11 protein-coding genes are annotated in these 13,094 nt (G+C 76.1%); 4 read left to right on the top strand and 7 right to left on the bottom strand.

What is annotated here, in order from left to right; translation table 11 throughout:
- Positions 1-16 precede the first annotated feature (16 nt).
- Positions 17-469 (top strand): GNAT family N-acetyltransferase, encoded by a 453-nt coding sequence (locus AB0G08_RS08290; protein ID WP_358084912.1) that lies wholly within the window; start codon positions 17-19, stop codon positions 467-469.
- Between the two features lie 175 nt (positions 470-644).
- On the opposite strand, the gene AB0G08_RS08285 is transcribed toward AB0G08_RS08290, so the two are convergent.
- The 4 genes from AB0G08_RS08285 to AB0G08_RS08270 all read right to left on the bottom strand — a co-directional run bounded on the left by AB0G08_RS08285 (position 645) and on the right by AB0G08_RS08270 (position 8,523).
- Positions 645-1,385, bottom strand: coding sequence for an ABC transporter ATP-binding protein (locus AB0G08_RS08285; protein ID WP_358084910.1), 741 nt, complete (start codon positions 1,383-1,385; stop codon positions 645-647).
- A gap of 190 nt (positions 1,386-1,575) precedes the next feature.
- Positions 1,576-2,574: an ABC transporter ATP-binding protein gene (locus AB0G08_RS08280; RefSeq protein WP_358084907.1), complete on the bottom strand. Its 999-nt coding sequence runs from the start codon at positions 2,572-2,574 to the stop codon at positions 1,576-1,578.
- A 2-nt stretch (positions 2,575-2,576) separates the two neighbouring features.
- A complete protein-coding gene (locus AB0G08_RS08275) occupies positions 2,577-5,324 on the bottom strand; it encodes an FtsX-like permease family protein (protein ID WP_358084902.1) in 2,748 nt (915 codons plus the stop codon).
- A 4-nt stretch (positions 5,325-5,328) separates the two neighbouring features.
- Entirely contained in the window at positions 5,329-8,523 is a 3,195-nt protein-coding gene (locus AB0G08_RS08270) for an FtsX-like permease family protein (protein ID WP_358084898.1), read from the bottom strand.
- Positions 8,524-8,692: 169 nt separating this feature from the next.
- Here AB0G08_RS08270 and AB0G08_RS08265 point away from each other — a divergent pair, with 169 nt between their 5' ends.
- Entirely contained in the window at positions 8,693-8,986 is a 294-nt protein-coding gene (locus AB0G08_RS08265) for a hypothetical protein (protein ID WP_358084895.1), read from the top strand.
- A gap of 85 nt (positions 8,987-9,071) precedes the next feature.
- Here the strand turns inward: AB0G08_RS08265 and ligD are convergent, their stop codons facing one another.
- Positions 9,072-10,097: a non-homologous end-joining DNA ligase gene (gene ligD, locus AB0G08_RS08260; RefSeq protein WP_358084892.1), complete on the bottom strand. Its 1,026-nt coding sequence runs from the start codon at positions 10,095-10,097 to the stop codon at positions 9,072-9,074.
- Positions 10,098-10,224: 127 nt separating this feature from the next.
- Complete coding sequence (locus tag AB0G08_RS08255) at positions 10,225-10,806, bottom strand: TetR/AcrR family transcriptional regulator (RefSeq protein WP_358084889.1); 582 nt, start codon at positions 10,804-10,806, stop codon at positions 10,225-10,227.
- 67 nt (positions 10,807-10,873) lie between these two features.
- Between AB0G08_RS08255 and AB0G08_RS08250 the strand changes: the two genes are divergently transcribed.
- Together AB0G08_RS08250 and msrB are read left to right on the top strand one after the other, a co-directional pair.
- Positions 10,874-11,887 (top strand): hypothetical protein, encoded by a 1,014-nt coding sequence (locus tag AB0G08_RS08250; protein WP_358084886.1) that lies wholly within the window; start codon positions 10,874-10,876, stop codon positions 11,885-11,887.
- Positions 11,888-12,006: 119 nt separating this feature from the next.
- On the top strand, positions 12,007-12,417 hold the full coding sequence (msrB, locus tag AB0G08_RS08245; RefSeq protein WP_334605742.1) for a peptide-methionine (R)-S-oxide reductase MsrB: 411 nt from the start codon (positions 12,007-12,009) through the stop codon (positions 12,415-12,417).
- A 69-nt stretch (positions 12,418-12,486) separates the two neighbouring features.
- Here the strand turns inward: msrB and AB0G08_RS08240 are convergent, their stop codons facing one another.
- The gene (locus AB0G08_RS08240) at positions 12,487-13,071 is read right to left on the bottom strand and encodes a DUF305 domain-containing protein (RefSeq protein ID WP_358084882.1); all 585 of its coding nucleotides are present in this window, start codon (positions 13,069-13,071) and stop codon (positions 12,487-12,489) included.
- Positions 13,072-13,094 lie beyond the last annotated feature (23 nt).

The following is a 13,094-nucleotide window of genomic DNA, read 5'->3' as shown; positions in this document are numbered from 1 at the left end:
TGCCACGCTGGGCGGCATGAGTGACGTGATCTTCCGCGAGGCCACCCGGGCCGACCTGCCCGCCGTGATCGCCCTGCTCGCCGACGACGTGCTCGGCAGGACCCGCGACTTCACAGAGGTCGACGCCGCGTACGAGAAGGCGTTCGCCGACATCGACGCCGACCCGCGCAACCAGCTGATCGTGGCGGACGCGGACGGGGAGCCGCTCGGCTGCATGCAGCTCACCTACATCCCCGGCCTGGGCCGGCACGGCGCCGAGCGGCAGCTCATCGAGGCGGTCCGGGTCCGCTCCGACCTGCGCGGGCGGGGCCTCGGCCGGCAGATGATCACCTGGGCCGTCGACCAGGCGAAGCAGCGGGGCTGCGCCCTGGTCCAGCTCACCACCGACAAGACCCGCCACGACGCGCACCGCTTCTACCTGAGCCTGGGCTTCCTCCCCACCCACGAGGGCCTGAAGCTCCCCCTCTGACCCGCCTCCTCGCCCCTCGCCCCTCGCCCCTCGCCCCTGGATCATGCAGTTGTGGTGCCCGACAAAGGGGTGCGAAACATGTGAAGAAGGCCACCACAACTGCATGATCGGCGCGGCGGGCCGGGCCAGGCCGGGCGGGACTCGCGGGAGGGCGGCAGGCGGGCGCGCGGGGTGGTCAGGTGGGGAGGAGGTGGCCGTCGCGGAGGGTGAGGACGCGGTCGGCGAGGTCGATCAGGGTCGGGTCGTGGGTGGCGACCAGCGCGGTCATCCCGCGGGCGTGCACGACCGCCCGGAGCAGGTCCATGATCGACCGGCCGGTCTCGGAGTCGAGCTGGCCGGTGGGCTCGTCGGCGATCAGCAGGTCCGGCTCGTTGGCCAGGGCCCGCGCCACCGCCACCCGCTGCTGCTGCCCGCCCGAGAGCTCGTACGGCCGCTGGCCCGCGTGCCCGCCGAGGCCCACCAGTTCCAGCAGCACCGCCACCCGCTCCTCCCGCTCGGCCGCCGGGACCCGCGCCAACCGCAGCGGTACGCCGACGTTCTCGGCGGCGGACAGGATCGGCACCAGCCCGAAGGTCTGGAACACGAAGCCGACCGTGCCGCGGCGAAGCTCCAGCAGCTCCTTTTCCCCGGCGCCGGTGACGTCGTGCCCGGCGACCACCACCCGGCCCGAGTCGGGCCGGTCCAGCCCGCCCACCAGGTTGAGCAGGGTCGTCTTGCCCGCCCCCGAGCGCCCGCGCACGGCGACCAGCTCGCCCCGCCCGGCCGAGAACGAGACGTCCCGTACGGCGTGCACGGCGTGCTCGCCACGGCCGAACGTGCGGCTGACCCCCTCCACCCGGACCACCTCGTCGGTGACCGTGGCGCCCGCCACCGCCCCGGTCGCCCGGCCGTCCCGCGTCACGTCCCGCTCGCTCATGATTCCGCCCCGCTGTGCTCGGCGCGGCCGGCCGACCTGGCCACGCGGTACCGACTGATGCCCCGCCCGATCACGGCGACGGCCTTCCGCCCGCCCGCCGCGCGGCCTTCCCGCCCGCCCGGCGCGGCGGCTCCCCGCCCGCCCGGCGCGGCGGCTTCCCGACCGCTCAGCGCCACGACGACCCGCCCGCTCACCGGTTCGCCTCCGGCTCGTCCGGCGTCCGGTCGCCCGGGCGCACCTCCACGTGGTCCGGCTCAAGGTTGAGCCGCACCCGGTCGCGCAGCGACAACGCGTCCACGAAGGGCGCCGGCAGCTGCATCCGGCCGCTGCGGTCGAGCACGGCGTACTCCTCGCTGACCAGTTCGGTGCTGCCGTCCGCGCCGATCCGCGCGGTCCGGCGTACCTCGGAGGCGGTCCGGCCGTCGCGGATCGCGACGGTGCGGCGGACCTGGGTGGCTACGGCGTGGTCGTGGGTGACCACCACGATGGTGACGCCGAGCTCGGCGTTGATGGTGCGCAGCGCCGCGAAGACGTCGGCTCCGGTGGCCTCGTCCAGCTCGCCGGTCGGCTCGTCGGCGAAGAGGACCTCGGGATCGTTGGCCACCGCCACCGCGACCGCGCAGCGCTGCTGCTCGCCGCCGCTGAGCTGCCCGGGCCGCCGGTCGGCGCAGTGCCCCACCCCGACCATGTCGAGCAGCTCGCGGGCCCGCTCACGGTGGGCCCGCCGGCCGCCCCGCCGCCCGGCGAGCCGCATCGGCAGCTCGACGTTCTCCACCGCGGTCAGGTACGGCAGCAGGTTGCGGCCGGTCTGCTGCCAGACGAATCCGACCATGCTCCGCCGGTAGCTCAGTCGCCGCCGGGTGGAGAGGTTGAGCAGGTCGTACTCCCCCACCCGGGCGATGCCGGCGGTGGGCGTGTCCAGCCCGGAGAGGATGTTCAGCAGCGTCGACTTCCCGGAACCGGAGGCACCGACGATCGCCACCAGCTCGCCCCGGTCGATGACCAGGTCGAGCCCCTGCAGGGCGACCACCTCCACCCCCTCGGTCTTGAAGATCCGGACCAGCCCGTCGCAGACGATGTGCCCGCGCAACCGGTCCCGGCCGCCGGCCCGCTCGGCCGCGCGCTGGGCGGCCCGCTGTTGCAGGGCGGCCAGGTCCGGCACGGCGGTGGTCTCCGCGGTAGCGGTCATTGTCAGTTCTCCTCTCCGAGCCGGAGCACCTCGCCGAGGCGCATCCGGCGGTTGTTCAGGGCCTCGACGGCGACCGCGAAGCCGAGGGCGAGGGCCCCGAGGGCGACGACCGCGGCCGCCAGGCCGGGCTCGAACGCCACCCGGACCTCGACGCCGTCGGTGAAGGCGGACAGGCCGAGCACCGGGGTGAGCAACAGCGGCAGGGCCGTGCCCACCAGCGCACCGGTCACCACCGAGACGCCCACCAGCGGCGCCAGCTCCACCAGCAGCAGCCCGCGCCACTGGCGTCGGGACAGGCCGAGGGTGCGCAGCCGGGAGAGCACCTGGCCGCGCTCGCGGGCCCCGGCGAGCACCGTGAAGGCGATCGCGAGCAGGCCGAGCACGGTCCCACCGGCCGCGCCGGCGGTGAAGCCGAAGGCGAGCACCCCGTTCGCGCCGCCCTCCCCCACCTGCCGGCGGGTGTCCGCGAAGGTCAGCACCTCCACGCCGCGCGGGCGCTCCCGGCCGGTGACCGTCCCGCCGGTCTGGAAGCGGGACTGTCCCGCGTCGCCGGCCCGGCGCAGCGCGTCGCCGTCCAGGTCGTCGCCCGCCACCAGGAAGCCGGTCGGCACGGCGGCGTAGTCCCGCCGGGGCAGGGACTGCCAGGGCAGGACGACGAACCGGCTGCTGTCCGCGCGCAGCAGCGGGAAGCTCTCCGCCTGCGCGGCGACCCGGAACTCGTACCGCTGCCCCTGGGCGCTGACGAAGGCGGAGCCGGCCAGGCCGGCGTCGGCCAGCTCGGCGGCGACCGTCGGGGAGACCACCGCGGGCAGTGGGCCGGCTCCCCCGGCGGGGGCGAGCAGCGCCGCCGGCACCGTCACGTCGACGTCGGCCTCCCGGGCGATCCGGGCCAGGGCGGGACCGTCGACCATGAGCACGGTCACCCCGCCGAGCCGGGTCTCGGTGCCGACCGCGTCCTTCGCCAGGCGCTGGCCCGCCTCGTACAGCACCGGACTCGCGGCGCGGACCCCCGGCAGCCGCTCCAGCTCGGCGCCCGTGTCCGGGGCGATCCGCTCCCCCAGGATCAGGGCGTCGGCGGGGACCACCCGGCTGGCGGCCCGGTCCCGGCTCGCCTCGATCCCGGCGGCCGTCACCGCGCAGAACGCCGCGGTCGCGATGGCCAGCACGACGACCACCAGCGGCAGGACGACGACGGAGCGGCCGGCCCGGGCGGTGCCCAGGAAGGCGACGCTGCCCCGGGCCCGGGCCGCGAGCCGGCTGACCAGCCGCAGCGGCCACGGGTACACCCGCATCGCCACCACCGCCGCGGCCACGGCCAGCAGCACCGGCACCGAGACCAGCAGCGGATCGACCTCCCCGGGGGTGAGGCCGCGGCGGCGCAGCAGCACGACCGCGAGGCCCGCGAGGACCAGCAGTCCCGCCTCCACCGTGAGGCGACGCGCGGAGGGGCGCGACCGGATCAGGTCGTTGCGCCCGGCGCCGCCGGTGGACGCGGCGAGGGTGGCCACCGGCAGCGCCGACGCCACCAGGACGGTCGCGGCGACGGCGAGCCACCGGGTCTCGCCCGGCGCCCCCGGGGCGAGGCCGCCGACCAGCCAGCCGAGCGCGCCGGCGGGCGGCACCACCAGCAGCGCCTCGGCCAGGCTGCGGCCCGCGCTCGTGGTGGCCGCCCCGCCCCGGGCGCGCAGCAGGGTGAACTCCGCCCGGCGGCGGCGCACCAGCAACCCGGCGGCCAGCACGACGAGCCCGGTCAGCGTGGCCAGCACGCCCGCGGCGATGACCCCGAGCACCGTCCGGGCGCTGTCCGTCTCGGCGGAGAACTGCCGCAGCGGGATGTCCAGCCCCTGGACGACGTTGCGCCCGGCCGCCTCCCGGGTCAGCTGCTGGAGGCCGTCGATCACCTGGTCCAGCTCGCGGACGTCGATGCCTTCGGCACCCAGGCGGTAGCGCCAGCTGAACGTCAGCGGCCAGCCGGCGGCGGCCTGGCGGTTCAGCGCGGCGCCGTCGACGACCCCCACGGCGATGAAGGGTTCCCCGTCCCCCACCGGCTCGACGACGCGCAGCAGCGGTGGCAGGCCGTCCCAGAGCCCGTCGGTGTCGGCGCGGGGCTGGAAGAGACCGACCACGGTGAGCTGGACGCGGGGCGGGGAGTCGGACGAGGCCGGCCCCGGCGAGATGAGGGTGAGCCGGCTGCCGAGCCGCAGGTTCAGCTTGCGGGCGACCTCCGCGGCCAGCGCCACCTGCATCGGCTGGCCCTTCGGCGCGTCGGCCGGCCAGCGCCCCTCGACCAGCGTGCCGGCCTCCTCGATCCCGGGCACCGCGCGCAGGCCGAGGTCGACCAGGAGGTTCTTCGCCGCCAGGTCCGGCCCCCGCACCCGGCCGGCCACTGTCTCCCCGGTGAACCATCGGTGTTCGACCGTCCGCCGCACGACCGGCGGCAGCCGGCTCTCCAGCGCCGCCAGGTCGACCTGGTGCGCGGCCACCAGGGAGGTGTCGTTCTCCGTCGCGACGAGCGGCCCCGTCGAGTACGTCACGTCCCGCTGCTGCGGCGGCACGGCGGCCAGGTGCGTCCGCAGGCCCTCCTGGGCGTACCCGTTGACGATCCTGGGCACCCCGCTGATCACCAGCGTGGCGACCAGCGTCAGCGCCGCGAGGAGCAGGAACTGCCCGCCGTACGCCCGTACCCGGCGGACGACCGCCCCGATGCTCACCACGCCCCGTCTCCGCTCCTGGTCGTCCGTACGCTCCACCCGGTCACCGGTCTCCCCCGATCCGCAGCTGCGCCACGGCCACCCGCTGCCGGATGCCGAGGGCGATGAACGCGCTGAAGGCGAGTGCCGCCAGCAGCAGGCCGAACGCGGTCAGGCCGATGGGCAGCCAGGGCAGCACGAAGGCGGCCTCCGGCACCGGCCGGCCGGCGGACGGCGTGAGGATGACCAGCGGGGCCATGGTCGCGCCGACCGCGGCGCCCAGCAGCAGGCCCACGCCGACGCCGATCCCGGCCAGGAAGGTCTGCTCGGCCAGCAGCGCCCGGGCCAGCAGCCGGGGGCTGGCGCCGAGCGTGTGCAGCACGGCGAACTCCCCCAGCCGGTGCCGGGCGGTGGCCCAGACGTCGACGACCAGGCCGACCAGGGCCAGCAGCACCGAGCCGAGCGCGGCGGCGAGCAGCCCCGTGCGGGCCCCCTGCCAGTACGGGTCGTCGGCGGCCCGCGCGGCCACCTCCCGCCGGTCGAGCAGCGTGGTGCCGGCCAACCCGGCCGCCGCGCGGGCCGCCTCGGCGTGGCCGTCGCCGTCGGTGCTCAGCCACCACTCCGCGACCGGCCGGACGCCGCCCCGGTCCCGGAGCAGCCACTCCGCCGCCGCCGGCAGGTCCAGCAGCACGCCCTCGCCGGCCGTGGACGGCACCTCGTCCAGCTCGCCGACCAGCGTGACCGGCACCGTCGCGCCGGACAGCACGAGGTCGACCGTCTCACCGGCCTCCAGGCTCAACGCGTCGCGCACGGCCGGGGTCATCAGCGCGGGCACCGGCCGGTTCTCGCCGGCCGGCACCACGGCGAACCGGCTCGGCGGCTGGAACGCGAACCGGCCGCCCGCCCGGTACTCGACCTCCCACTCGGCGCTCAGGCCGGTGGCCGTGACCGGCGCGCCGACGGGCTTGCCCTGGCCGTCGACGGCCACCCACTCGCCGGCCAGCGACACCGGCCGGGCCGCGCCGTCGGCGCCGACCAGCCGCAGGTCCGACACCTCCACGCGGTACGCCTGCCCGCGCGCGCTCCCGCCGTCGACCTCGAAGCCGGACAGTCGCACCGGGCCCTCCCCTGCGGGGACGGCGACGGTGAACGGCGCCGGCCGGCCGTCGCTGCCGCTGTTGCCGGCCGGCAGCCGGAAGGCCAGCCCGTCCGCCCGGGTCAGCAGCACCCAGAGGCCGACCCGGTGCGGCGTGACGGCGGCGCGCACGGGCGTGCGTACCGTGCCGGTGAGCGACCGGGTGCCGGCGGGCAGGTCCAGGCCGGTCGGCGCGCCGCGTGCCCGGGTCAGCCGGTCCAGCAGCGCCGGCGCCGGCTCGTCGGTCAGCCGCTCGTTGAGCCGTAGCACGTCGGCCGCGGCCGCGGCGTCGAGGCTCACCACCGTCGTCGGCAGGTCGCCGCGGCCGAGGCGGATCTCGTCCCGCCAGGCTGGCAGCGCCTCGCCGACGCCGGGCAGCGCGCCGAGCTGACCGGCCCGGGCGTCGGGTGCCGAGCCGGTGCGTTCGATCACCCGCAGGTCGGCGCCGACGGTGTGGTCGGCCTGGTCGGCCTGCGACAGCTCGCCCGTGGTCACCAGCGACCAGGCCAGGGTGCTGCCGCCGACGGCGAGGGCGAGCAGCAGCACCGGGCCGGCGTGCGGGCGCCGCCCCGCCTGCCACATGCCGAACATGGTGGCGGTCCACGGCCTGCGGTCGACGAACCGCTCGGCGAACCGGGTCGCGGGCGGCAGCAGCCGCAACGCCACGACCGCGCCGGCCAGCACGCCCAGCGTCGGCGCGGCGACCAGCAGCGGGTCCACCCCGAGCCGGCCGGCCGCCCCGGCGACCGGCGACGAGTACTGGCGCAGCTGGGTCCAGGCCAGCACCGCGAAGCCGACCAGCACCAGGTCGAGGCTGGCCCGTTGGACGCTCGCGGCGCGGGTGGGCCGGGACCGGGCCGCCATGTCGGCGACGTAGGTGCCGGCCCCGCGCAACGTCGGGACGACCATCGCGACGAGGCAGCCGGCGGCGGTGGCGGCCGCGGCGGCCCAGACCAGCGTGGTGTCGCCGGCGGCGAGCGTCAGCGGGGTGGCGCCGCCGGTGCCCACGTGCCGCAGCGCCTCGCCGGCGATCAGGGGCCCCAGCACGCCGGCGGGCAGGACGACCAGGGCCGCCTCCCGGGCCGCCAGGCCGGCCAGTTGCCGCCGCGCGGCGCCCCGGGCCCGGAGCAGGGCGGTCTGGCTCCGCCGGTCCTCGTGCAGCAGGGCGGCGACGAGCACCAGGGCGTACCCGCCGAGGACGACGATCAGCAGCAGCGGGGTGGCCAGCGAGGAACGGCCCACCAGGTCGGCCCGGGTGACGCGGTCGAGGAGCCGGTCGATCGCCGTGACGGTCTGGCCGGAGGAGCCCAGCCCGGCCGCCTCGGGCACCTCGGCGAGGGCGGTGGTGAGCGCCTGCCGCACGTCGGGCAGGCGGCCCGCGCCGGCCGCCGCCGCGAGGTCCGGCTCGACGACCCAGGACGCCGACACCGCCCCCGGGTAGGTGGCGACGAAGTCCGCCGGGTCCAGCACGAACGGCCCGTACGAGGTGCCGGGGTCCGCGACGCTGCCAGCCCCGACGCCGGGTGCCAGCCGCCAGTACGCCTCGGCCGGGTCGCGGGGCCGCCAGGTTCCCACGAGCACCACCGTGCTGGCCTCGTCGGACCGGCGGTCCAGCATCGGCACCCGGTCGCCGGCGGTCATCCCGAGCGCGCCGGCGACCTTCTCGGGCAGCGTGACCTGCATCGGGGAGGCACCCGGGGTGGGCCAGGCGCCGCCGGTCAGCTCGGCGTGGCGGGGCAGGTCGTCGAGGGTCGCCAGGCTGGCGAAGACCGGGTCGTCGCCGTCGGGGACCACGGGCCCGAGGTCGCCGGTCAGCTCGCGGCCACCGCCGTACCGGGCGGCGCCCACGGTGACCGGCGTGCCGCCGAGGCCGGCGGCGAACCCGTCACGGACCGCCCGGTCCCGGGTGGCGAACTCGGCCGCGTCCCGGCCGGCCGCGCCGCTCACCAGGAGGCTGCGTTCCTCGAACGACGCCCCGCTGAGCAGCGCGCGCTGGCCGGCCTCGACGGCCCGCCGGTTGTAGTCGGACAGCCCGGTGACCAACGCGACCGCCACCAGGGCCGCGACCACCGCGGCGAGCAGCAGCCCCCGCGCCTCGCGGGCCCGCCTCCACACCAGCTTCATCCGACGCCCTCCCCTGGCCCGCAGTCGGGCCGACGATCAGGGAGAGCGGCGACGGGCCGGGAAAGGTTCGCGCCCGTTACTTGATCGTTATCCGACAGCGCCGCCCGGCGGACTGGGCGGCGGGCCGGGCGGGGGCGGCGGGATGGCGCGGGTGTGCTTCGATCGCCGCATGGAGATCGCCCTCACCGTCGCGATGGTGGCCGTCGTCGCGCTGCTCGCCGCCCAGTTGCCGGGCAGGGCCGAGCAGGCGCGGACCGCGTACCGACTCGCCGAGATCGAGCGCCGGCTCCGGCTGGTGATGGACCACCTGGGTGTGGTGGACGCCTCGCCCGTGCCGCCGGAGGTGGGACGGCACCTGGCCCGGGGCGACAAGATCAAGGCGATCGCCGCGTACCGGAAGGCGACCGGCGCGGACCTGCGCTCGGCCAAGGAGGCGGTGGAGGCGTACGGCGACCGGCGCTGACGGCGGCGGGCGCGCCCCGTCGGTGACGGCGGGTCGGTGACGCCCTCGCACCCGCGGGGCGGCACGGCGGCGTCGGGCGGGCCGGTCAGCGGGGGCGGTCGCGGTCCTTGGAGGGCTGCACGCGCTTCGGCTCGCCGGGCATCTTCGGGTGGTCCGGCGGGTAGGGCATGTCGCCCTGGCCGGTAACGGCGTCCCGGTCGGCCCACTCCAGCAGCGGGCTGATGTCCCACGCGGTGTCGTCGATGCCGGCGTGCGCGTCGCCGCGCTCGGCCAGCCGGGCCGGGACGGTGCGCAGGTCGAAGTCGTCCGGGTCGACGTCGGGCAGCTCGTCCCAGGTGACCGGGGTGGACACGGTGGCCCGGGCGTTGGCCCGCAGCGAGTATGCGCAGGCGATCGTGCGGTCGCGGGCCATCTGGTTGTAGTCGACGAAGACGCGCTCGCCCCGCTGCTCCTTCCACCAGGCGGTGGTCACCAGCTCCGGCCGGCGCCGCTCCAGCTCGCGGGCCAGCGCGATGGTGGCCCGGCGGACCTCGGTGAACGTCCAGCGTGGCGCGATCCGCAAATAGACGTGCACGCCACGGCCGCCGGAGGTCTTCGGCCAGCCGGTGGCGCCCAGCTCGTCGAGGAGCCCGCGCAGCTCCCCGGCGGCGGAGGCCGCGTCGGCGAAGTCGGTGCCGGGCTGCGGGTCGAGGTCGATGCGCAGCTCGTCGGGGCGGTCGACGTCGGCGGCGCGCACCGGCCAGGGGTGGAACACGATGGTGCCCATCTGGGCGGCCCACGCCACGTGGGCCAGGTCGGCCGGGCAGAGCTCGGCGGCGCTGCGACCGCTCGGGAAGCTGATGGTGGCCGTCTCCACCCACGGCGGCACGCCCCGCGCGGGCACCCGCTTCTGGAAGAACGCCTCCCCCTCGACGCCCTCGGGGAAGCGCTGCAACGTGGTGGGACGGTCGCGCAGGGCGCGCATGATGCCGTCCCCCACCGCGAGGTAGTAGTGGAAGACGTCGGCCTTGGTGAAGCCGCGCTGCGGAAAGATCACCCGGTCGGGGCTGGTCAGCCGGACGTCGCGCCCGGCCACCTCGATCTGTTCGGCCGCGGCCTTGGTGCCACCCATTGCGCGACCATATGCCACACCCCCGACGTCCGGCGCACCGTTGGCGGGCGAGTCCCGCCCGAATCAGTGCGACCGTGGCGGCATCCGATCCGTCCGTCGCCGTGCCGACGATCCGGTCGGTGCCGCGTCAGCCGCGGCCGCGCACCAGGGGCAGGAACACCTCGTCCACGATCTCGACCAGCACCTCGTCGGGGACCGAGGGGACGCCGCGCATCGCGTACTCGGCGCGTAGCAGCATCATCGGTGTCGTCGCCACCCGGTGGTGGGTGGCCGCCGCCGGCGCCTCGCCCCGGGCCGCGGCCCGTTCGAGCATCCCGAGCCACGCGCGGTCCATGGTGTCCGCGCCGGACCGCTCGCGCATGAGGGTGAGCAGCTCCGGGTCGTCGGCCGCGGCGGCGAGCAGACCGCGCAGGACCGCGCCGTGCGGGGACGACCACGTTTCGTTGGCCTGTCGGAGCATCTCGAGTGCGTCGCCTCGCAGGGTGCCCGTGTCGGGGTTCGGCATGACGGCGTCGGACAGGTGGCGATACGCCGCGATGCCCAGGGCCGCCCGACGCGGCCATCGGCGGTAGATGGCATTTTTGTTGGTCCCGGCGCGGGCGGCGACCCGGTCCATCGTCATCCCCGCGTACCCGGACTCGCGTAGTTCCGCCGCCGCAGCCTGCAGGATCGCCTGTTCCAGCTCCTCGCCCCGGCGCCTCGTGCTCATGTCTTGCAGGGTACTGGACGTACCTTATAGGGTACGCGGCGTACCGTAAGAGGGAGAGGAACTCTTGATGCGCGTCTTCGGCATGAACTACGACACCGGCTTCGTGAGCGCCGGATCCACCACCCACGAGCCGTTCGACCCCGAGACTGTGCGGCGCGACCTGCGGGTCATCCGCGACGAGTTGCACTGCGACGCGGTCCGTGTCACCGGCGGTGTCCAGGACCGGCTGGAGCTGACCGCGCGGCTCGCGGCCGAGATCGGGCTCGAGGTGTGGTACTGCCCGTTCACCAACGGCCTCGACCGCGACGGGCTCATGGCGTTCGTGCTCGACGGCGCCGAGCGGGCCGAACGGCTGCGGCGCGGCGGCGCCTCGGTCGTGTACCTCACCGGTTCCGAGATCTCGATGTTCACCGACGGCTTCCTGCCCGGCCGTGACCTGCAGGAGCGGATGGCGCTGTTCACCGATCCGATGCGGATGAGGGAGGCGGTCCCGGCCGCCCGGGCCGCGGTGCGCGACTTCCTCGCCGAAGCGGTACCCGCGGTGCGCGAGCGGTTCGGTGGTCTCGTCGGATACGCCTCGATCCCGTTCGAGGACGTCGACTGGGCGCCGTTCGACATCATCGCCAGCGACGCCGGCTACCGCGACGCGACCAACTCCGCGGCGTTCCCCCAGACCCTGGCGGCGGCGGTGGGCCAGGGCAAGCCGTACGCCGCGACCGAATTCGGCTGCTGCACGTTCCGCGGCGCGGCCGACGTGGCCGGCGGGGCGGAACCGGTGGCGTACGACGAGCACGGCCGTGCCGTGAAGCTGACCGCGGAGCTGGAGCGCGACGAGGAAGGCCAGGCGCGCTACGTCGTCGACCTGCTGCGCGACTACGAGGCTGGCGGGGTGGAGGCGGCGTTCGTGTACACCTTCGCGAATCGGCACCTGCCGACCACCGGCGATCCTGAGCACGACTACGACTTGGCCGCACGTGGGATCGTGCGGGTGCTGCCGGACGGTTCCTGGACGCCCAAGGCCGCTTTTCACGCCCTCGCCGAGTACGGTCGTTCCCGCGCGCTGAGCCGGTCTGCCTCCTAGACGTCGGACCCCGGCACTTACTGACGGCCGCACCCGCCGTACCGGAATTCCCAGGCCGCGGGGCCTGTTCCTGTTCGGTGCGGGTACTTTCATCCGAATCTGTGAGTGGCTCTGGAGGCATGACCGTGGAGAGTGAACTGCCCCGTACCGAGGAAGAGTGGCGGGTCCGGCTCAGCCCGGAGGAGTTCCGGGTGCTGCGGGAGGCCGGCACCGAGCGCCCGTGGACCGGCGAGTACGTCGACACGAAGACGCCGGGGACCTACCACTGCCGGGCCTGCGGCGCGCAGCTCTACCCCAGCGACACGAAGTTCGACTCGCACTGCGGGTGGCCCAGCTTCGACGACGCGATCCCCGGCGCGGTCAAGGAGATCGAGGACCGCAGCCTCGGCATGGCCCGCACCGAGATCCGCTGCGCCCGGTGCGACAGCCACCTCGGGCACGTCTTCCGGGGCGAGGGCTTCACCCCGAAGGACACCCGGCACTGCGTCAACTCCGTCTCCATCCGGCTGGAGCCGCGCGCCGACGCCTGAGGCGTCCGCCGGCGGCGGGGTCCGGGGACCTTCCGCCGGGTCGCGGGCCGACGGCGGCGCGCCCGGAGGTCAGGCCCGCCGGCCCGCCGCCAGGCCGGCCATGAGCGAGACCTCGGCCGTACGGGACTGCTCGACGCGCCGGGCGAAGTCGCGTACCCGCGGATCGGCGCCGACCGTCTGGTGCGCCCGGGCCAGGTCGGCCGCCGCGTCCTGGTGCGGGGCGAGCAGGTCGAGCAGGACGCGGTCGACCTGCCCGTCCGGGGCGGCCCGCAGGCGGGCCATGTCCTCGGCGGCGGTGCCGTGGTCTCCGTGGTCGTGCCGGCGGGCGGCCTCGGCGGCGGCCGGTCCGGCGTCCCGCAGCCAGCCGCGCATCCTGGCGAGCTCGTCGGACTCGGTGACCTCGATGGCGGCGACCAGGGTGCGCAGCTCCCGGTCGGTCACCCGGTCGCGGCCGAGCCGCACCATCTCCAGCGTCTGCTCGGTGTGGGCCGCCAGCGTGGCCAGGAAGACCACGTCGAGGCCGTTCATCCCGGTCGCGGCGGGCGCGGCCGTTACCGGCGGCGCGGGGGCGGGCGACGCCGGGGCGGTCTGCGCGGCGCAGCCGGACACCAGCAGCAGGGCGGCGAGCAGGGCGACCGTGGGCAGCCGTCGCATGGCGTACTCCGATCCGGGAAGGG

It is taken from the genome of Micromonospora sp. NPDC023644, from assembly GCF_040640115.1.
Classification (GTDB): domain Bacteria; phylum Actinomycetota; class Actinomycetes; order Mycobacteriales; family Micromonosporaceae; genus Micromonospora.
This window is presented reverse-complemented; position numbering and strand designations above follow the sequence as displayed.

Bases quoted from the DNA above. Each gene is read 5' to 3' on its own strand.
- AB0G08_RS08290 (WP_358084912.1), top strand. From the start codon at position 17: ATGAGTGACGTGATCTTCCGCGAGGCCACCCGGGCCGACCTGCCCGCC.
- AB0G08_RS08285 (WP_358084910.1), bottom strand. From the start codon at position 1,385: ATGAGCGAGCGGGACGTGACGCGGGACGGCCGGGCGACCGGGGCGGTG.
- AB0G08_RS08280 (WP_358084907.1), bottom strand. From the start codon at position 2,574: ATGACCGCTACCGCGGAGACCACCGCCGTGCCGGACCTGGCCGCCCTG.
- AB0G08_RS08270 (WP_358084898.1), bottom strand. From the start codon at position 8,523: ATGAAGCTGGTGTGGAGGCGGGCCCGCGAGGCGCGGGGGCTGCTGCTC.
- AB0G08_RS08265 (WP_358084895.1), top strand. From the start codon at position 8,693: ATGGAGATCGCCCTCACCGTCGCGATGGTGGCCGTCGTCGCGCTGCTC.
- ligD (WP_358084892.1), bottom strand. From the start codon at position 10,097: ATGGGTGGCACCAAGGCCGCGGCCGAACAGATCGAGGTGGCCGGGCGC.
- AB0G08_RS08255 (WP_358084889.1), bottom strand. From the start codon at position 10,806: ATGAGCACGAGGCGCCGGGGCGAGGAGCTGGAACAGGCGATCCTGCAG.
- AB0G08_RS08250 (WP_358084886.1), top strand. From the start codon at position 10,874: ATGCGCGTCTTCGGCATGAACTACGACACCGGCTTCGTGAGCGCCGGA.
- msrB (WP_334605742.1), top strand. From the start codon at position 12,007: ATGACCGTGGAGAGTGAACTGCCCCGTACCGAGGAAGAGTGGCGGGTC.
- AB0G08_RS08240 (WP_358084882.1), bottom strand. From the start codon at position 13,071: ATGCGACGGCTGCCCACGGTCGCCCTGCTCGCCGCCCTGCTGCTGGTG.